The sequence below is a fragment of the Bartonella sp. CM86QHHN genome (assembly GCF_042194695.1).
Classification (GTDB): Bacteria; Pseudomonadota; Alphaproteobacteria; order Rhizobiales; family Rhizobiaceae; genus Bartonella.
This window is the reverse complement of record NZ_JBHIND010000077.1, coordinates 38,296-56,682: the sequence shown is the minus strand read 5'-3', so window position 1 is coordinate 56,682 and position 18,387 is coordinate 38,296. Positions and strand designations below refer to the sequence as shown.

General features: G+C 39.0%; 20 protein-coding genes. 13 read left to right on the top strand and 7 right to left on the bottom strand.

The features are described 5' to 3' along the window. Positions 1 to 54: 54 nt before the first annotated feature. The gene (gene groL, locus ACFIKX_RS08865) at positions 55 to 1,698 is read left to right on the top strand and encodes a chaperonin GroEL (protein WP_375606493.1); all 1,644 of its coding nucleotides are present in this window, start codon (positions 55 to 57) and stop codon (positions 1,696 to 1,698) included. Between the two features lie 1,409 nt (positions 1,699 to 3,107). On the opposite strand, the gene ACFIKX_RS08860 is transcribed toward groL, so the two are convergent. The 6 genes from ACFIKX_RS08860 to ACFIKX_RS08835 all read right to left on the bottom strand — a co-directional run bounded on the left by ACFIKX_RS08860 (position 3,108) and on the right by ACFIKX_RS08835 (position 7,234). After that, on the bottom strand, positions 3,108 to 3,320 hold the full coding sequence (locus tag ACFIKX_RS08860; RefSeq protein ID WP_375610233.1) for a hypothetical protein: 213 nt from the start codon (positions 3,318 to 3,320) through the stop codon (positions 3,108 to 3,110). Then, positions 3,313 to 3,525: a hypothetical protein gene (locus ACFIKX_RS08855; RefSeq protein ID WP_375627760.1), complete on the bottom strand. Its 213-nt coding sequence runs from the start codon at positions 3,523 to 3,525 to the stop codon at positions 3,313 to 3,315. The genes ACFIKX_RS08860 and ACFIKX_RS08855 overlap by 8 nt, the downstream gene beginning before the upstream one ends. Further along, entirely contained in the window at positions 3,449 to 3,685 is a 237-nt protein-coding gene (locus ACFIKX_RS08850; RefSeq protein ID WP_273790902.1) for a hypothetical protein, read from the bottom strand. The genes ACFIKX_RS08855 and ACFIKX_RS08850 overlap by 77 nt, the downstream gene beginning before the upstream one ends. Beyond that, positions 3,682 to 4,344, bottom strand: coding sequence for a lysozyme (locus ACFIKX_RS08845; protein ID WP_375611604.1), 663 nt, complete (start codon positions 4,342 to 4,344; stop codon positions 3,682 to 3,684). The genes ACFIKX_RS08850 and ACFIKX_RS08845 overlap by 4 nt, the downstream gene beginning before the upstream one ends. A gap of 696 nt (positions 4,345 to 5,040) precedes the next feature. Continuing rightward, complete coding sequence (locus ACFIKX_RS08840) at positions 5,041 to 5,967, bottom strand: YopJ/AvrA family T3SS effector serine/threonine acetyltransferase (RefSeq protein ID WP_375627759.1); 927 nt, start codon at positions 5,965 to 5,967, stop codon at positions 5,041 to 5,043. A 322-nt stretch (positions 5,968 to 6,289) separates the two neighbouring features. Beyond that, positions 6,290 to 7,234: a YopJ/AvrA family T3SS effector serine/threonine acetyltransferase gene (locus tag ACFIKX_RS08835; RefSeq protein ID WP_375627758.1), complete on the bottom strand. Its 945-nt coding sequence runs from the start codon at positions 7,232 to 7,234 to the stop codon at positions 6,290 to 6,292. 968 nt (positions 7,235 to 8,202) lie between these two features. Here ACFIKX_RS08835 and ACFIKX_RS08830 point away from each other — a divergent pair. Then, positions 8,203 to 8,382: a hypothetical protein gene (locus ACFIKX_RS08830; RefSeq protein ID WP_375627757.1), complete on the top strand. Its 180-nt coding sequence runs from the start codon at positions 8,203 to 8,205 to the stop codon at positions 8,380 to 8,382. A gap of 601 nt (positions 8,383 to 8,983) precedes the next feature. Here the strand turns inward: ACFIKX_RS08830 and ACFIKX_RS08825 are convergent. Beyond that, positions 8,984 to 9,550: a hypothetical protein gene (locus ACFIKX_RS08825; RefSeq protein WP_375627756.1), complete on the bottom strand. Its 567-nt coding sequence runs from the start codon at positions 9,548 to 9,550 to the stop codon at positions 8,984 to 8,986. Positions 9,551 to 11,372: 1,822 nt separating this feature from the next. Between ACFIKX_RS08825 and ACFIKX_RS08820 the strand changes: the two genes are divergently transcribed. From ACFIKX_RS08820 to ACFIKX_RS08770, 11 genes are all read left to right on the top strand, one after another. Continuing rightward, complete coding sequence (locus tag ACFIKX_RS08820) at positions 11,373 to 11,894, top strand: hypothetical protein (RefSeq protein WP_375627755.1); 522 nt, start codon at positions 11,373 to 11,375, stop codon at positions 11,892 to 11,894. An 8-nt stretch (positions 11,895 to 11,902) separates the two neighbouring features. Next, positions 11,903 to 12,457, top strand: coding sequence for a hypothetical protein (locus tag ACFIKX_RS08815; RefSeq protein WP_375627754.1), 555 nt, complete (start codon positions 11,903 to 11,905; stop codon positions 12,455 to 12,457). A gap of 48 nt (positions 12,458 to 12,505) precedes the next feature. Next, a complete protein-coding gene (locus ACFIKX_RS08810; RefSeq protein ID WP_375627753.1) occupies positions 12,506 to 13,060 on the top strand; it encodes a hypothetical protein in 555 nt (184 codons plus the stop codon). 1 nt (position 13,061) lies between these two features. Next, a complete protein-coding gene (locus ACFIKX_RS08805; RefSeq protein ID WP_375627752.1) occupies positions 13,062 to 13,259 on the top strand; it encodes a hypothetical protein in 198 nt (65 codons plus the stop codon). A 61-nt stretch (positions 13,260 to 13,320) separates the two neighbouring features. Continuing rightward, positions 13,321 to 13,551, top strand: a complete 231-nt coding sequence (locus ACFIKX_RS08800; protein ID WP_375627751.1) for a hypothetical protein — start codon at positions 13,321 to 13,323, stop codon at positions 13,549 to 13,551. A gap of 1,090 nt (positions 13,552 to 14,641) precedes the next feature. Then, positions 14,642 to 15,160, top strand: a complete 519-nt coding sequence (locus tag ACFIKX_RS08795; protein ID WP_375627750.1) for a hypothetical protein — start codon at positions 14,642 to 14,644, stop codon at positions 15,158 to 15,160. 9 nt (positions 15,161 to 15,169) lie between these two features. After that, positions 15,170 to 15,721 carry a hypothetical protein gene (locus ACFIKX_RS08790; protein WP_375627749.1) on the top strand — a complete coding sequence of 184 codons (552 nt, stop codon included), beginning with the start codon at positions 15,170 to 15,172 and terminating at the stop codon, positions 15,719 to 15,721. Positions 15,722 to 15,778: 57 nt separating this feature from the next. After that, positions 15,779 to 16,336, top strand: coding sequence for a hypothetical protein (locus tag ACFIKX_RS08785; RefSeq protein WP_375627748.1), 558 nt, complete (start codon positions 15,779 to 15,781; stop codon positions 16,334 to 16,336). Between the two features lie 198 nt (positions 16,337 to 16,534). Beyond that, positions 16,535 to 16,894 (top strand): hypothetical protein, encoded by a 360-nt coding sequence (locus ACFIKX_RS08780; protein WP_375627747.1) that lies wholly within the window; start codon positions 16,535 to 16,537, stop codon positions 16,892 to 16,894. Between the two features lie 597 nt (positions 16,895 to 17,491). Continuing rightward, positions 17,492 to 17,743: a hypothetical protein gene (locus tag ACFIKX_RS08775; RefSeq protein WP_375611617.1), complete on the top strand. Its 252-nt coding sequence runs from the start codon at positions 17,492 to 17,494 to the stop codon at positions 17,741 to 17,743. Positions 17,744 to 17,904: 161 nt separating this feature from the next. Continuing rightward, the gene (locus tag ACFIKX_RS08770; protein WP_375611618.1) at positions 17,905 to 18,099 is read left to right on the top strand and encodes a hypothetical protein; all 195 of its coding nucleotides are present in this window, start codon (positions 17,905 to 17,907) and stop codon (positions 18,097 to 18,099) included. Positions 18,100 to 18,387: the final 288 nt, after the last annotated feature.

The window sequence follows — 18,387 nt, the reverse complement described above, 5'->3', positions numbered from 1 at the left end:
AGCACTTAGTTTTTCATTGTGTACTATTTTGAGAAAACTCCAAGGAGAAATTAAATGGCTGCTAAAGAAGTCAAATTTGGCCGTGAAGCGCGTGAGCGTTTGTTGCGCGGTGTCGACATCCTTGCTAATGCTGTTAAGGTGACACTCGGCCCTAAAGGTCGCAATGTGGTGATTGATAAATCATTCGGTGCGCCTCGTATCACAAAAGATGGTGTATCCGTTGCAAAGGAAATCGAACTGGAAGATAAGTTCGAAAATATGGGTGCACAAATGTTGCGCGAAGTTGCTTCTAAAACCAATGATATCGCTGGTGATGGAACAACAACAGCAACTGTTTTAGGACAAGCTATTGTGCAAGAAGGTGTTAAAGCTGTTGCTGCGGGCATGAACCCAATGGATCTTAAACGTGGGATTGATGCTGCTGTTGAAGAAGTGGTGGCAAACCTCTTCAAAAAAGCAAAAAAAATCCAAACTTCAGCAGAAATTGCACAGGTGGGAACAATTTCCGCTAATGGCGCTGCTGAAATCGGTAAAATGATCGCTGATGCTATGGAAAAAGTGGGCAATGAAGGCGTCATTACCGTTGAAGAAGCTAAAACCGCTGAAACGGAATTAGAAGTCGTTGAAGGAATGCAATTTGACCGTGGGTATCTTTCCCCTTATTTTGTCACAAATGCTGAGAAAATGGTCGCTGATCTTGATGATCCTTACATTCTCATTCACGAAAAGAAATTGTCTAATTTGCAATCTCTTCTTCCTGTGCTTGAAGCTGTTGTTCAGTCTGGAAAACCACTTCTCATTATCGCTGAAGATGTGGAAGGTGAAGCTTTGGCAACGCTCGTTGTCAACAAATTGCGTGGTGGTTTGAAAATTGCTGCTGTAAAAGCTCCTGGATTTGGTGACCGTCGTAAAGCAATGTTAGAGGATATCGCTATCTTGACATCCGGACAGGTTATTTCTGAAGATGTGGGCATTAAACTTGAAAATGTCACTTTGGATATGCTTGGACGTGCAAAGAAAGTGAATATTTCTAAAGAAAACACCACCATTATTGATGGTGCTGGACAAAAGGCTGAAATTACTGCTCGCGTCAATCAAATCAAGGCTCAGATTGAAGAAACAACTTCTGACTATGACCGTGAAAAATTGCAAGAAAGACTTGCTAAACTCGCTGGTGGTGTTGCTGTTATCCGTGTGGGTGGTGCAACAGAAGTTGAAGTGAAAGAAAAGAAAGACCGTGTTGATGATGCTTTGAATGCAACACGTGCTGCTGTTGAAGAAGGTATTGTTGCTGGTGGTGGTACCGCATTGTTGCGTGCAGCAAATGCGTTGACCGTTAAGGGAAGTAATCCTGACCAAGAAGCTGGTATTAGTATCGTTCGTCGTGCTCTACAAGCACCAGCGCGCCAGATTGCAAGCAATGCTGGTGAAGAAGCCGCTATTATTGTGGGCAAAGTGCTGGAAAATAATGCTGACACTTATGGTTACAATACCGCAACTGGTGAATTCGGTGATTTGATTGCTTTGGGAATTGTTGATCCTGTGAAAGTTGTGCGCTCTGCTCTTCAGAATGCGGCTTCAATTGCGAGCCTTCTGATCACAACAGAAGCAATGGTTGCTGAAGTTCCAAAGAAAGATACACCAATGCCTCCGATGCCTGCTGGTGGAATGGGTGGAATGGGCGGAATGGATTTCTAAGCTCTTATTCCTAGACGTAATAAAGAAACGGGTCTTCTGTGCCCGTTTTTTTTATGCTTTTTCACGTTTCATACAGTTTTTCCTTTTATGATAGTTTCTTTATCTTATAGGATTGTTCTATTCTCCACTGGTTGATCTACCGTCATTGTGAATGAATCTCACTCTTAATCCATAGCTTTTTCTCTTGTTTTTATGAAATGTTTCTATTGTGCGGGGATCGTGGTTTCCTTTGAAAATATTGTGCTAATAAAAATATAACTATTTGATTTATAATCATTTATTCCTAATACAGTTCTGTTTTTTCATTTCAGGTTTATGCATGCATCGTTAAAAAATCCTGTGTTTGTGCTTCATAAGGTGAGAGGTCACTACGGTTTTTATGAACCAACGCAATCATTAAAAGTCAGTAGTTAAAAAGAGTCAGTAGTTAAGAGTTAGTACCTATTGAGCGTTGGAAAGACAGAGTTGAAAAGAGCATGATGGGGCTGGTTTGTTTTTTTATGAATAAGATGCTGGTATTTCAAGCTTTTGCATAGGAGAATAAGCATCTCTCTGTTTCGTTGATCTCTGAAATGGGGAGACTGCTCCATTTGAGAAGCTTAAAGATAAAAGCTAATTTTTTGCCTTGCTCTCATCTTTTTTTCGGTAAGCTCATCACCTAAACTGGAGTCAAACCCATGTTGTTATACTCAAGTTCTGTTTGTTGCCTATATTGTGACAGAAAATTCTTGAGTGGGGAGCAATTTTTGAACTAAGGGGACCATGACAGGTAGCCGAAAAAAATCATGACAGACAGTAGGCGTGCTTATTTTAGAATTTTTAATGCTTCTGATGATAAAGGCACGCGAAATTCTGTTGTAGCCTCATGCCTTCTTTTCATATTTTCGAGCCAAGGATTTTCCATATATTCTCTTCAACTTGACCTTTATGCATAGAACATAAGGGAATTGGGAGGGTGGAAATTGGGAGGCAGGGAATTGAGAGGCAGGGCATTGGGAAGGTGAGAGGAGCCGGCTTGCTTTTTTATTCAACGTAAAGATGAGAGGCTTTATGTAAGGCTACCATTACATTGCTTGTTTATGCACTTCTTTAAAAGAAATGTCTTTTAATACAAATTCTTGGCAATGCTATTTATGAAGAGTATAAAATCATTTGGATATCAATAGTTTATTAAAAAAATGTATGTTGGTATGATCCTTTTCTTATGTTACCAAAGTTGCTGACTTACGCGTTGGTTAAAAATCTCTCTTCATACCCCTAAATTCATTTCATGAAAGTGTTTGTGAAGAGTGTATAAAAATTTCTCGTGAGACATGAAAAATCATCAATAAAATCTCCATGTTTTCAAAAAATAACGAATGGCTTTTTATATTTAAAAGATTTAACACGTCTCACGTTTTTTATTTATTTTAGAGCTGAATATTCGATTTTTGTGTAAAAATACTTCCCAGCACATCTACGATCCGTGAAAAATCAAGTGCTAATAAGAAAATGATGAATATAATCCATTTCGTATAGCGTGACATCATTTTTACACTTTTATACGTTGTGATGATTTCTTGTAGGACTTCTTTTTCCTTTTCTGTAAGCTCTGTTTGTTTTTCCGTTTTTTTTCTAGCCATGTTTCCACCCACACATGTGTTCCCCTTGTTTGTTATGCTTTAAAATATCTCTTGCGAGATTTGAACTGATGATATTGAGATCTTTGTTGTCTAAATAAATGGGCATCCAACCAACGCAAGAAAAAGGCTCATTGATTGTTTTTATCGCGCAACCAGTGAGTAAGAGCAGCGCGTACATCAGCATCACTTTTTTGATTAATTTCATTTTCCACCTCTAGCCGTGTTGTTGATGACTTTAGCGTTTTTTCTATTTGCTTTTGTTGTTCAACCTTCTTTCCAAGAGTGAAAGCTTTTGCTAAAGCGATAAAAAAAGCGGTCAGAGCCGCTCCTGTTATCATCAGATTTTTTTTCAACCACCACATCATAAGCGCTGCTCCCGAAACCGTTTTGCCACAAAGAAAATGCCAACGCAGGCGGCTAAAACCATAATGGTTGCTAATGCCCATTGGATGGGACCATTGCCTGCCAATAAGCCCCCAAGTCCAGAAAAAGAACCAATAATCGGTGTAAGCGCTTCTGCTTTGAAAAATCCCATTGGAGCTTGCGTTTCTACAGTTTGGTAGTTGGGAGAAACATAAGCCCCTTTTGCCCATAATCCCGATTCTGCTGCACGACGGTGCACTAAACCGTGAAGACGTTTTCCTCCTGCTTTAGTCCACTTTTGTAACTCAGCAGGGACGGCTTCATATTCGCCATTATTGAGTTTTTTGAGCAGGGTCGAATTACAAAAAGCCGATGTTCCTATATTATAGCAAAACGATACGAGCGCGGCGAATTGTTCATCCGTTAAAGAAACCGTCACATGTTTTTCAACGGTATTTTCAAATTGTCTTAAATCTTGAGAAAGAACTTCTTCTGCTTGTTTTTCAGTAATGATCATGCCCTTGTGAACGAACGGTTTGCCAGCCGCGCTGGTATGACCATAGCCAATTGTCCACACCCCGATGGCATCTTTATAGGCTTGTAAACGCAATCCTTCCCATTGTTTAATGAGCGCAAGCCCTGCTGATGATATTTTTCTCATTTGCTTCTCCATAAAATAAAGCCTCACGTTAACGTGAGGCTGGTTGACAGATTAAAAATGAATTTTTTCACGCTTCAAAAACAGAAGAGATGTGAAACTTTTATGAAATCAAAAGGTTGGTTATGACATCTTAGGGAATGGGGGAATGGTTGGTCAAAAGGGATAATAGTTGGGTAAGTGGAATAATGGCTGGGCAAGAGGAGTAATAGTTGGGCTGGTGTTTTCCGTTAAGAGAGGTTGTAGATTTTAAGAGCTTGTCCTGGTGTTTTTGATGGAGCCTTCTTGGGGTGCGGGAAGCTGTTTGGTTGATGCACGATAAGCGTGATCTATTGCGGTTGTGTTCGTCGTATGGCATTGATGTGGGGGGCTTGAGATACGAAGTGGTTACTCTCAGAAAAACAAGACATATGCTTTTACTGAAGACGAAAGCATTAAATATTTTATGTATCAAGCGTTTTGCTTATCCAAAGAGTCTCATTATTACACAGAGCTTTGGGCTAACAAGAGCTGTGGAATTTTGATACAATTTTAAGAGGGGCTGGTTTTTATAGGACAATGGTGCTTTTTCCCTTTAAGGGAAAAGTTGTTTGCTATTTTTGTTTTATGAGCGCAAAAGCTGGTTTGCTTAGAGAAATCTTAGCCGTAAAGCAGCCTCTCTTCGTTCTTTGATGAATAGGAATATGGAAAAAGCCTCAATTACATCGTTAAAGATTTGTATTCAGTGAGCCTTTTTTGGTGGGAGGAAACGGAAACAGTTTTTCCCTCTGTTTCTCTTAAGTTTTTTTCAAATCTCTCCCTCAGGGTTTCGCCTTTTTTGTTGACTGTTTCATGTTCAGCATCGGGATTGGCTTTTAAATAGTGTTCTAGACGTCTTCTTCCTTGTGTGTGTTTATAAAAAGTGGTTGGAAGATAGGAATCTAACTTTTCAGCAGATAAAGATGAATTGGGTTCACATAATACACCCTTAACATTATCTTTGTGCAATCTTGCTAATTTATCAGATTCAAGATGAAGCTTTTTGGCAAGGCTTAAGCTGAACATCCCGCATTCAGAAGAGCTTCGCTGAATATCCATTTCTGCCGTGGTAAAAGAATAAGGAGGCAGTTGAAGACATTGAAGGGTTTGATTTATTTTTATCCCTAGTTTGCAAGCCGTGATATTCTGAAAGGTTGTAGGTTCAAGCATAATCAAAGAGATTTTGTCATCAACTTTTTTATAATCAAGGACGGCAAAGTGGATTTTGCTTCCCGAATTGACTATAAATCGGGCAGATTTTGCGTCGCTCTCAACGACTTCTTTTAGTGCGTGCGAAAACTCTTCTGCTGTAAGAGCCAATTTGAGATTCATTTCTGGATATTTGCTGTTTGCTTTTTCTACGAGAGCCGGCATCAATCTAATATCTGTGTTTTCATAATAAGAGTTAATCCAACGGCCGGTGACAAGATCTCTCTCTAAGCCTGTAATAATATCTTTTAATTCGTCAGAACTCGGTGCAACATGTTCTTCTTCTGTTTGGATGGAACTTTGCATTAAACGTGCAATAAGGTCTTCTAAAGATTCATTTGCACTTGTTCCTTCTGGTGTTTGTGAGGAATGAGGGAGGGAAGGATCTTGTGGCTTCATAATCTTAGCCTCTATATTGATGATCGATAAATGATATTATTTCTTCAATTTTGGCTAAACAATGTTTGCAGGAAAGATTTTTATCTAAAAAAAACAAAGAGATGAAATCATCTTTATTTAAAAAAATTGTTACGAAAGACAAAACCCCACGCTTTTCAGAGTCAAAGGTAAGGTATCTTTTTATCTTTTAAGAGATCACGTCGCTTACTGTTTGCATCTTTACCTCAAAAGAAGATTTGCTAACAGCAACTTATATCTTACCGTAAAGCCGCAGAGCTTCATTCTTTGTGGATGTGGAATATGGCTATGGCCAAAACGCTTATTACATCATTAGAGATTTGTATTCTGTGGCTCTTTTTCTGTGTTGTGAAACGGAAACAGTTTTTCCCTCTGTTGCTACCAAGCTTCTCTCAAACCTCTCGTTTAGGGTTTCGCCTTTTTTGTTTACTTTCTCCTGTGCTGCTTCTGGATTGGCTTTTAGATATTCCCCAAGACGTCTTCTGCCTTGCACGTGTTTGTATAAACGAGCTGGAAGATATGGATCTAATTTTTCAGCAGGTAAAGGCGTGTCTGGTTCACATAACACACCCTTAATATTATCTTTGTGCAGTCTTTCTAATTTTTGAGCTTCGAGATAAAGCTTTTTGGCAAGGCTTAAGCTGAACATCCCACATTCAGAGGAGCTTCGTTGAATATCCATTTCTACTATGGCAAAATGAATATTCGGAAATTGGTGATGTTCAATGGATTGTCGCGTCCTTAATGCAAGTAATGCGGGAAGCGTGTCACGCAGTAAGGTCGGTTCAAAAAAGATCAAAGATGTTTTATTATCAATGGTTTGATGATCGACAACCGCAAAATGAATTCCCCTATCCTGTGCGTTAACGATCAGCCTAGAAGATTTTATGCCCTTTTCGAGCGTTTCTTTGAGTGCAAGGGCAAAGCCGTCAGGGGGGCTTGTAAGTTTGAGATTCATCTCTGGATATTTACGATTTGCTTGATCGACCAAGGCTGGCATCATGTACAGATCTAGAATATCATAATAATTTTTGATCCAACTGCCAGCGGCATTATGCTTTTCTAAACCGGCAATAATATCTTTTAATTCCGCACGATTAAAAGGGGTGTTTTTTATTTTTTCAATGTTAAGCCGTTCTAAATGTGCAGTAAGAGTGTCTAATGATGCATTTGCATGCGCTCCTTCAGGTGCACTGGCTCCTTCTGGGGTTTGTGAGGAATGAGGTGGGGGAGAATCTTGTGGCTTCATAATCTTAGCCTCCATGTTGATGATCGATAGGTGATATTATTTCTTCAATTCTGGCTAAACAATGTTTTGAAAAACAAGCCTTTGCATCTTGAAAGGTGAGGCGATGAGAGCATAATGATGTCGTTTTCATATTTTTATGCGTGTATTGCTCATCATTGCTGTGATGTATGATATTGGTATTTTATGGGGGGATTATTAGGGCGTTCTATTGGGAGCCCTTATTGAATACCACTTGTTTTGAAAATCTCAAAATTATGGGGCTGTTGGTGATGCAAATTGTGTAATGCAAAAGAAAACAGTCAGAAAAGGACGAAAGACACATTCAAACCGTAAAGTTTTAAACATTGTCGCGAAACACACTGTTTTATAACAGTCTATAATAACTTATAATAGTCTATGATAATGCGAAAATTTTACGATGAAATCTGGACGCAGAAAACCCCTTACCGCACCTGTCATTAAATACGATTTTTCATATTCTGTCAACCGCAAAACGATTATTTTTCCTCCTTTATCGCGGGAAAAAATCTACAGAAAAAAGCTCATTCATTAGCTATGCAGCAAAATATCTTGTTTTAATGGAAAAGTTTTTGATGTGGCAAAAAACATTTTCTCCTTTGAGAAAGGAGGGGACAAGATGAAGGGAGAATTGTGGTTTTGAAATCCGTGGTATTTTATTGATGAAATTGGGAAGGCGGTGGTTGGAAGGTGTTGCGGGGGCAAAGCTTTAGGTATTGCGCAGGGGGTGTTCCGAGGGGAATGACGAGGTGGGGGGCTCGTGGGTGCTTAGAGGCGTGATGGCTCTTCGAGTGGCTGTTGGGGTCTCTAAAGGTTTCTGTATAAAGATTTATTGAGTAAATGCTTTTTCTCCTTTGAGAAAGGCGGGGACAAGATGAAGGGAGAATTGTGGTTTTGAAATCCGTGGTATTTTATTGATGAAATTGGGAAGGCGGTGATTGGAAGGTGTTGTGGGGCAAAGCTTTAGGTGTTGGCGATTTGTGCGGGTGAATTGGGGCTATGCTGGCTGTCGTATTAGTGGTGATGTGATGGGAGGGTTATCGGTGCAGTTGTTGATGAGGGAGGAGATTGTTGGTAGGGGCTTTTTCTTTCGTTTAAGGGATGATGCTTTTAATTGTGTCAAAAAATAACGGGTTATTTTAATGATAAGTTATTGATTTATAGTGGATATTTTATCGTTATTTAGTCTTGAATGAGAAATCCAGATTATGCTGAAATAAAAGCCATAGCTCTTGTCCGTCATAAGATCAGAAGAGCCATATAGAATTGTACAAGAAAAGACGTAAAATGACGATAATGAATTGTCTGAAGAGCTAAGGATGTCGTGATATTGGAGGAAGCGTATGATGAGGGTGGTTTGTTACAATGGGGGGTAGAGGGAAGAATGTTGCTGTTTTAAAGAGGGGGCAATATTTATCCTGCCCATGCCGTGAATATGCCGTGAAATATTGTCCTTTGAGGCATGGATTAAGTGAGGCATGGGTAGATATAAGGTTAAGTCTCTTTGACAGTTGAAGTATTTTTTTAAAGGGCGTGGTGGATATTTTTAAGCTTGTTTGTTGTGCGCTTTAAGCTTGTTAACCCATGAAATTTTATGAAAGGGCAAGCTCAGTGGATCTCAAGTGTCATTTGCCAAAAGGGGGCTTTACAAAGGCGCTGGTTATAAAGAGGCATGTTATAAAAGGAGGGGGAGAATCTTTATCCTGTGAGGGGGAGGAAATGATGGGTGTTTTAGCCAAGGCTCTTTTGGGTAGAACTGTCAAAATGTTTATAAAGGGCATCAAGAATAATACGCAACGAACCAACAAGATTAGGCAGCGGTTGATCTTCTATAACAAGATAGTGTAATGCCGCATGAAAGTTGTGTTGACGATGTAGATATTGTGCTTCTTTAATCGCTTCTTGCATAGCTTCATAGTGTTCGGTTGCTCTTTGGACCCATTGCTTTTTTGCTTTCTCATCTGATGCGCTGTGCGTAAAACCATCATAATAACCGTTTGGTAAACCTTTTGCACATAAATAGTCGTTTCTAATTTGCAAGTATTGTTGCGCCGTGTCATATTGCTCTTTACTGATGCCTGATGAAACCTCTTTATAGCCAAGCAAACAAAGACGCCCAATATAGGTTCCGACAAGCGGATTTTTCGCTTCTTCGAGGCTTAAACCAAAGTGTTTTGCACGCATTTCAATCGCAGATTGAAGCGCAGATTCGCTGGAATTTTGGGCACGTGAAATACAGCTATTGGGCTCTCGCTTTCCTGTTATTTTCGATCTACCGCGTTTTTTACGTATTTTCATGAACTTAACCATTTGAATGAAAAAGAAACTGTCTGTTGATGGGGGACAGTGATGTAAAAAGCACTTGGCGCAAATATTGGGGGGAGCAAATACTTAAGAGGGGGAAAATACTTAAAAGGAGGAAAATACTGGGAGAGTGAGCAAATACTGGGAAATATCAGCCGTTACAGATCAAAAAACAAACGATACTAAAGGCGTTTTAAATGCAAAGAAAAGCAACGGTGTGGGGCGAAAAAATCATCTTTAAAGTGTTTCTTACCTTTTTTATCTTATCCCTATCAGTCTTATCTTCCGCCCCTATCATGCTTATTTTTTTATTGCTAGCGGATTATTTGCTTTCTAAATATTTCTTAACTGTTCTTGAGAAGTTGAAGGAAAATTTTTGTCAAATGTGAATGAAAAAATAACAATGGATTTCAAGGGCATGTCATCGTCTTTCTAATAGGAAGTTTTTTCTAATGGGATTATTTGTCTCTTTTTTCACGAGCGCTTTGTGGAAATTTTTCAATTCCACTTTTGAAAGGTCATTGTTTTCTTAAGTTGGAAGCTTTTTATTTGGGTTCTCTTATTTTTTTGTTGTTGGGCGCTTTCCCAAGATATTTGATATACATCACGCTGTTAAGCATACTTTTATCCTTTATAGGAGATATATTGTCTTCTGTTGAGTGGCAGAGAGCGGCAAAAAGCAAACCTCCGCATTCTATTATAATAGCATAAGATGCCCTATATTTTCAAATAAAATATCGTTTATCGGCTTAAAATAAACTGTGAATGATCTCGCTATTTTGTTTGGTGTATCCTTTGTAAGTATCCTTTATAGAGTATAAATTTCCGTTTTAATGGATCTTATTATAAAACGAGGGGATGTCGTTTAAAGGACGGAATGCATTATCGAAAGAAGCTGTTTTTATAAGAAGAAAATGCCTTTATAAAAGATGCTTTTATAGGAGATGCCTTGATGAATGTAGGGGCTGTACAAATGTGGGGGCTGTGAGATATTTCATCTTTAATGAAGGATTTTTAAAATGAAGCCTTTTTGATTAAGAAGCTTTCAAATGAGGATTAAGGTTGTTTGTTGCACGCTTTTCATACTGGATAATCGGTTGCGTGTTTGACTTTGTTTTGTGTTGCTTTTTAAAGAGCCATGTCTTAGGGCTCTCTTTTGCCCATTTTGCAAGGGTGCTCATGAAGGGTATAACGATAAAGTCCCCAATGAAATCCATACAAAGTTTGAATAATATAAAATCTATTGCACACTTCCATTTTTACGCTTGTGAAGAAGAAAGTCCGTAGCATCACACATTTTGCCAGCTCTCATGGTTGCGGACAGCTCTTGGCATTTGAGACGCTTCCTTAGAGGCATTTATCATCCTTTCTTAATGTTTTACTCTATACGGCTCTTTCTGCTTGTAACGCGCAAGAGACATGGTTTGGGTTGATTTAATATGGAATAGGTTTGGAATAAGACAATCCTACGGTATTTAGGGTTCTCATTTAATATGAAAAACAATAAATTGTTATAAATCAGTGTATTGTTTGTAAACTTTACACATCAGATATTTCTTAGATTGAATATTTTTGCTTGTTGAGTTTTGTGAAACATTGTCTTTTGAAGTGTGGGTAATAGATAAGAGGACACAATGGCGTTTGTGCTTGTAAGGCTGAGGAATTGTATGTTGTCACGTATGAGGAATTTTAAAAATAGACTTAAAGGGTCTTATAGCGCGTGTTTCATGGTGAAAAGAGTGCTAGATAAACCGGTTTTGCTGGTTACATGTTCTCAAAGAGTGAGTGGGCATGTTAGAAGTGAGAAAATATCCGTATGATCGAAGATAAATCACAACACCAATCTGCCCATAAGGGAAATACGGCTTTTGCGTCACAGCCCGTGTTAAATCAGTGTGCGGTTTTCAAAAAATGGACGGCTCTCTCAAGAAAAGATTACGTCATCATTTTGTGTTTGGCTATCTTCTTGTTGGTGCTTTTTGCCGCGACTGTCTATATGAATCCTTTGGAGTTTTTTCACGTTATATCCAAAGAACAGTTTCAAGCACTGGGACAAATGGAACAAGGAGATCTTCGAAAAATGATTAAGGAGATCTTGAAACAGCCTTTTGAAAATAATCCTGCAATCGTGTTTTTGCGTGATGCGGGATGGAATAGTGTTTGGGCTTTTTTATGTCTTTTGCCGCAAATGATTTTTGGTGTTCTTGTGGTGTTCTTTCCACTCTTTTTTGTCTTTAACGCTATCTCTAAACGGGAGGTGAAGGAAATGATGAATCTGTGGGATACATTGCCAGAGCAGCAACAGCTAGACAACCAATCTCTCAACAAAACACAATAGGGAAACAAGTGGCTGCTTCTTTTATAAGTACTTTTGTAATTTTGACCACAGTATGGTGGAGTACTGTCATGTTTCTCGGGGAGATCATGATACTTTTTTCTACTCTGATGACAATCTTGGTACTTTATTATTCTTTGATAAAACGGACAATATTGTTGTGTGGGATGCGGCGGAAATTAAAAAAGGGTGCATTACAGAATTTGGGGCATAATCAGAAAGTCAGCATAGGACAAAATACAGTTTGTGCAATAAAGTTCAGTCCCCTTTCTTTTCAAGAATCTTTGGAACTTTCGAGAAAAGATTATTGTATCATCTTTTTTCTAGCTTTCATTGTGATTGTGGTTTTCGCAGTTTTGCTCGCTTTTTTTGCTTTTCTTCCAAAATCTGTGATTTTTTTACACAATTATATGCCTCTATTGTTTAAGGTTGGCGTTTTTGGCATGCAGCTGCTGTTTTGGTTTTGTGCGTGTATTGTTGTCGCTTTACCTGTCATTTTAATCTTCCATAGTTTCCTTCATTATGGCGTGAAAAAAACAATAAAGAAATTAGAAATGGTTGCTTGAGAAGAGAATAAAAATGATGATTTCACATCAATGCGATAGGGGAAACACGTGACTATTGTTATAAAATTTTTGGCTTTTTTAGGGTTCACCATCATTGCCATTGTAATGTTTATGGTTATGATCCGGCTTCCTTACCGGTTGATCAAGCATATGAGGTTATCTTTTAAACTCTCTCAAGACTTGAAAAAGAGTACAACACAAAAAAAGCAAGCCATACAACAATTGTGCAATGATCTGGGAGAAATGAAGAGACACAATCTCGCCCATAAGACCCTTGATGCGACAATGCGCTTTCTTAACTTCAAAGAATTTCTGCCTCTTTCTTCAAAAGAATGTAAAATAATCTTTTTTATCTTTATCCTCTTTACTGTTTTGCAATCTGCTTTCTTTGTCGCAAATTTGGTATGGTGGAAAAATGATAGTGTTGCCTTTATCATGCAGCTGTTGAGCATTCTATGGTTTGGGCTTCTTCTCTTTTTTCCGATCATTGGGATCATGTGTATAAAATTAACGAGAAAATTGAACAAAAAACTTCAACAATTGAAAGAAGCAATACAACAACGCGATCAGGCAATTCGTATGAAGAATGGGCGTGGAGGATAAAATGACCAGTAGTCTTATAACATTAATAGCCATTTCTTTCCTGTTCTGTACGCTCTTAAGTGTTTTAATGTGGGCGCCAATCGTTGTCATTTATTACCTGTTTATCAAGCGTGCGCGGTTGTATTGCCGCGTGAAAAAGGAACTGAAATGCGTGCTGAATGAACGCGATATCGCCTTAAAACAGATCTCTCAAAAATAAAAAACAGCTTTCTCTTGTTTGGCAAGACTATAAAAAAATATGCTATCTTTCTACGGTCATAGTGACAGCTCCAACGGTTATAACTGTTGTCGTTAAGATATGGAGAGGGCAGGACTTTGTTTCTCTTGTCGTATTCGAGCCACTGGCATGGCTGCTTGCCTGTACTTTTTTATTCTTACCGATTGTTTTTATTATGCGTTTTATCGTGACACGTCAGTTGAACAAAATGATACGGCAATTAGAAGAAGAGGTTGAGCAGAAAGGAGCTCTCCCATCATATTATACGATGTGAGTGAGGGGAAAGTGAGCGAGGGGAAAAAGTGAAGAGAGGCTTTTGCTTGAGCCTTGCTTTTGACTTGTTCATTAAGGAGCATGGGGTGCACTTCTCGTTTTATGCCTTTTTATATTTGTGTCGTGTTTTTTAAAAGAATTGAGGCTCTTGCTTGAGTGGGATTCTTGCTTGAGTAGGGCTTTTGCGAGCTTTTAAGGGGGGAAAGTGAAGAGAGGCTGCTCTTGGACTTTACTTGCTGTTTCTGTTCTCTTAAAGAGAGAAAATCTTGTAACTTATTTTCTTTTTATCAAGCATAAAAATGTGTTTTACCAAGCGATATTGAGAGCGAAAAATCTATACTTAAAGCAAAAGATATTTTGGTGTTTGGGGAAGAAAAGCCCATTTTTTGCAGGTGGAGAGGCAAGACGCAAAGAGAAGGTGAGCCAAAAGCACACGTTTTGCTCCATAGAAAGTGTAACAGTGCTTTTAAAGAGCCTGGGGTAGAGGGGGAAAATTGAAAGAAAAGAGGGACATCTATTTATTTACGAGACCGTTATTTATTTACGAGACCGTGAAGGACAGTTTCTCTCTCTGGATGAAAAAGGTTTTGTGCAATTTGATTATGGAATTGTGAGAGGCGCTGGTATCCATGCGGCGGCTTGCCAAATGATTAATCCTTATCATTTTGGGGCTTTATCATTTTGGGGGGGGCCAGATTGACAACGAGGCTTTGAGGCAAAGGGGTGGATTTTAAGGCAAAGGGATTGGAAATTTTTTGAGGAAGAGGTAAGCGTAGGGCGTTTACGTCGTGTGCTTGAGAAAGCTTTAGATGAGGCAATGACTGAGGTTTGATCTGGGACTGAGGTTGATCTTGGCCGCGTGCTTGGCTTTCAAGATGGGGGCACCACCTTGGGGATAGGGGGGGTGGCTTGTAAGTGCCTCACGTATAGTGCTTCATGTATAAGCGCGTATAGGGCAAATGAATAAAATACGTAGAGGGGATTTATAGTGCTTGCATTACTCTGAGAAGGGTGCTAAGCGAATTTACCGCGCTGGTGGCGTGCTATCAAATATTGAAGAGTGGGAATTTTAGAAGTGGGGGAGTATCCGTATGATCGAAGATAAATCACAACACCAATCTGCCCATAAGGGAGATAAGGCTTTTGTATCGCAGCCAGTGTTGGATCAATCGGCAACTTTCAAAAAATGGATGATGCTTTCAACAGGCGATTATATCATCATTTGTTGTTTGGCTATCCTCTTGTTGGTGCTTTTTTCCGCGTCTGCCTATATGACCCCTTTGGAATTTTTTCACGTTATATCCAAGGAACAGTTCCAAGCACTGGGACAAATGAAACAAGAAAGTCTTCAGGAAAGACTTCAGGAAAGTCTTAAACACCCTTTCCAAAATCCTATAATTCAGCATGTTCTTGATGCGGGGTGGAATAGTGTTTGGGCTTTTTTATGTCTCTTACCGCAAATGATTTTTGGCGTTCTTTTTGGTTTTTGTCCGCTCTTTTTTGTCTTTAACGCCGTATTTAAACGGGATGTGAAGGAAATGATGCTACAATGGGAAACCTTGCCAGAGCAGCAACAGCTAGACAACCAATCTCTTAACAGAAGACAATAGGGGGGGAAAGTGACCGCTTCTTTAATCATTGGAATGTTGACTGCCGTAGGGACGACAATTTTTATTTGTTCTGCAATTTTTATGGTATTCCTTTCTACCGTGGTGACAATCGTTGCACTTTATTATTCGTTGATAAAACGGACAATCTTGTTATTGGTGACGCAGCGAAAATTAAAAAAGGGTGCAGCGCAGAATTTAGGGCATAATCAGGTAGAGGGTAGAGGACAGAGGACAGTTCTTACAACACAGTTGCGTGCCTTTTCTTTTCAAGAATCTTTGCTTCTCTCAAAAAAAGATTATTTTATGATCTTTTCTATCGCCTTCGTTATGGTTGCACTTAGCACAGGTGTTGTCGTTTTTTCAGCTTTTCTTCCAAAATCTGCGGTTTTTTTGCACAATTACGTGCCTATGATAGTGCTTCACATTATTGATTTTGTCATGCGACTGCTGTTTTGGGTCTGGACATGTATTGTTGTTTCTTTACCTGTCATTTTAATTCTCCATAGTTTTCTTCAGTATGGCGTGCAAGAAACAGTAAAGGAATTAGAAACATTTGCTTGAGAAGAAAATAAAAATGATGATTTCACATCAATGCGATAGGGAAAAAAAGGGAGCATTATGATGCAGCATTTGGTTTTTTTAGGGTTCATTATCATTGCCATTTTAATGGTTATGGTTATGGTCAGGTTTCCTTACCTGTTGATCAAATATATCAGGCTATCTTTTAAACTCGCTCAAGGCTTGAAAAAGAGTACGACGCAACAAAAGCAAGCCATACAACAATTGCGCAATGATCGGGGAGAAATGAAAAGACACAATCTCGCCCATAAGACCCTTGATGCGAAAATGCGCTTTCTTAACTTCAAAGAATCTCTGCCTTTTTATTCAAAAGAATGTAAAATAATCTTTTTTATCCTTATTCTCTTTTCTGTTTTGCAATCTGCTTTCTCTATCGCAAATTTTGTATGGTGGAAAAATGATAATGTTGCCTTTATCATGCAGCTGTTGAGCCTTATATGGTTAGGGGTTCTTCTCTTTTTTCCGATCATTGGGATCATGTGCATAAAGTTAACGAGAAAATTGAACAAAATACTTCAACAATTGGAAGAAGCGATACAACAACGCGATCAGGCAATGCGTATGCAGAATGTGGAAGGGGGACAAAATGACGAGTAGTCTTATAACATTAATAGCCATTTCTTTCCTGTGTTTTACGCTCTTAGGTGTTTTAATATGGGCGCCAATCGTTGTCATTTATTACCTGTTTATCAAGCGTGCGAGGCTTTATTGTCGCGTGAAAAAGGAACTGAAATGCGTGTTGAATGAACGCGATATTGCCTTAAAACAGAACTCCCCAAAATAAAAAGCAGCAGAATGTTTGATAAAAAGCAGCTTTCTCTTGTTTGGCAAGACTATAAAAAAATATTCTATCTTTCTACGGTCATGGCGACTGCTCCAATAGTTATAACTGTTGTCGTTAAGATATGGAGAGGGCAGGACTTTGTTTCTCTTGTCGTATTCGAGCCACTGGCATGGCTGCTTGCCTGTACTTTTTTATTCTTACCGATTGTTTTTATTATGCGTTTTATCGTGACCCGTCAGTTGAACAAAATGATACGGCAATTAGAAGAAGAGGTTGAGCAGAAAGGAGCTCCCGTCATATTATACGATGTGAGTGAAGGAAAAGTGAGTGAGGGAAAAGTGAGCGAGGGAAAAGTGAGCGAGGGAAAGTGAGCGAGGGGAAAATGAGCGAGGGGAAAAAGTGAAGAGAGGCTTTTGTTGAGCCTTGCTTTTGACTTGTTCATTAAGGAGCATGGGGTGCACTTCTCGTTTTATGCCTTTTTATATTTGTGTCGTGTTTTTTTAAAGAATTGAGGCTCTTGCTTGAGTTGGTGCTCTTGCTTGAGTGCTGAGAGGAAAGTGAAGAGGGCTTTTATTGAGCCTTGCCTTTGACTTGTTCATTAAGGAGCATGGGGGACACTTCTCGTTTTATGCCTTTTTATATTTGTGTCGTGTTTTGAAAAGAATTGAGGCTCTTGCTTGAGTAGGATTCTTGCTTGAGTGCTGAGGGGAAAGTGAAGAGGGGCTGCTCTTGGACTTTACTTGCTGTTTCTGTTCTCTTAAAGAGAGAAAATCTTGTAACTTATTTTCTTTTTATCAAGCATAAAAATGTGTTTTACCAAGCGATATTGAGAGCGAAAAATCTATACTTAAAGCAAAAGATATTCTGGTGTTTGGGGAAAAAAAGCCCATTTTCTTGCAGGTGGAGAGGCAAGACGCATAGAGAAGGTGAGCCAAAAGCACACGTTTTGCTCCATAGAAAGTGTAACAGTGCTTTTAAAGAGCTTGGGGTGGAGGGGGAAAATTGAAAGAAAAGAGGGACATCTATTTATTTACGAGACCGTTATTTATTTACGAGACCGTGAAGGACAGTTTCTCTCTCTGGATGAAAAAGGTTTTGTGCAATTTGGTTATGGAATTGTGAGAGGCGCTGGTATTCATGCGGCGGCTTGCCAAATGATTAATCCTTATCATTTTAGGGCTTTATCATTTTGGGGGGCCAGATTGACAACGAGGCATTGAGGCAAAGGGGTGGATTTTAAGGCAAAGGGATTGAAATTTCTTGAGGAAGAGGTAAGCGTAAGGCATTTATGCTGTGTACTTGAGGAAGTTTTTGATGAGGGCAATGAATGAGGTTGATCTGGGACTGAGGTTGATCTTGTCTGCGTGCTTGGGCTTTCAATATGGGGGCACCACCTTGGGGAAAGGAAATTGTTCTATCTCTCAAGTGGCTTCTTCTTTACTTGCACACCCTTGTGGTTTTGACATTGCTTGGTGATGTTAACATTTGGCAGCTTTCTCATAAAAGCTTTATGGAAGATGAAAGTTTGGGTTTTGAAAAAAATATCGAAAAAATCAATTTGGGCCGGTTTTGTTGATGATTTAAATCGTCATAAAGACAAAGCAACCTCGTTACGATTTTCTTGCACTCGTTTGCTTCTTCTTTGGAAAGCAGCTTATCTTCCTGAAAATAAAAAGAGCACTTAGAATTTTAGAGTCAGAGACCCAAATTTGTGCAATAGAAGAAGATATTTTTATGAAAATTTGATCGAGGAGAAAAGAGAAGCCTTAAGATAATAGGGGGTACACTGTGAGTGATGAAAACATGATGTTTGAAGTTGATGAAAAAAAAGCACCCCTGATATTGTCTTTATAAAAAATGAGGG

Bases quoted from the DNA above. Each gene is read 5' to 3' on its own strand.
- ACFIKX_RS08850 (WP_273790902.1), bottom strand. From the start codon at position 3,685: ATGATGTGGTGGTTGAAAAAAAATCTGATGATAACAGGAGCGGCTCTG.
- ACFIKX_RS08860 (WP_375610233.1), bottom strand. From the start codon at position 3,320: ATGGCTAGAAAAAAAACGGAAAAACAAACAGAGCTTACAGAAAAGGAA.
- ACFIKX_RS08825 (WP_375627756.1), bottom strand. From the start codon at position 9,550: ATGAAAATACGTAAAAAACGCGGTAGATCGAAAATAACAGGAAAGCGA.
- ACFIKX_RS08805 (WP_375627752.1), top strand. From the start codon at position 13,062: ATGACCAGTAGTCTTATAACATTAATAGCCATTTCTTTCCTGTTCTGT.
- ACFIKX_RS08845 (WP_375611604.1), bottom strand. From the start codon at position 4,344: ATGAGAAAAATATCATCAGCAGGGCTTGCGCTCATTAAACAATGGGAA.
- ACFIKX_RS08795 (WP_375627750.1), top strand. From the start codon at position 14,642: ATGATCGAAGATAAATCACAACACCAATCTGCCCATAAGGGAGATAAG.
- ACFIKX_RS08835 (WP_375627758.1), bottom strand. From the start codon at position 7,234: ATGAAGCCACAAGATTCTCCCCCACCTCATTCCTCACAAACCCCAGAA.
- ACFIKX_RS08785 (WP_375627748.1), top strand. From the start codon at position 15,779: ATGATGCAGCATTTGGTTTTTTTAGGGTTCATTATCATTGCCATTTTA.
- ACFIKX_RS08780 (WP_375627747.1), top strand. From the start codon at position 16,535: ATGTTTGATAAAAAGCAGCTTTCTCTTGTTTGGCAAGACTATAAAAAA.
- ACFIKX_RS08770 (WP_375611618.1), top strand. From the start codon at position 17,905: ATGGGGGCACCACCTTGGGGAAAGGAAATTGTTCTATCTCTCAAGTGG.
- ACFIKX_RS08855 (WP_375627760.1), bottom strand. From the start codon at position 3,525: ATGAAATTAATCAAAAAAGTGATGCTGATGTACGCGCTGCTCTTACTC.
- ACFIKX_RS08840 (WP_375627759.1), bottom strand. From the start codon at position 5,967: ATGAAGCCACAAGATCCTTCCCTCCCTCATTCCTCACAAACACCAGAA.
- ACFIKX_RS08820 (WP_375627755.1), top strand. From the start codon at position 11,373: ATGATCGAAGATAAATCACAACACCAATCTGCCCATAAGGGAAATACG.
- groL (WP_375606493.1), top strand. From the start codon at position 55: ATGGCTGCTAAAGAAGTCAAATTTGGCCGTGAAGCGCGTGAGCGTTTG.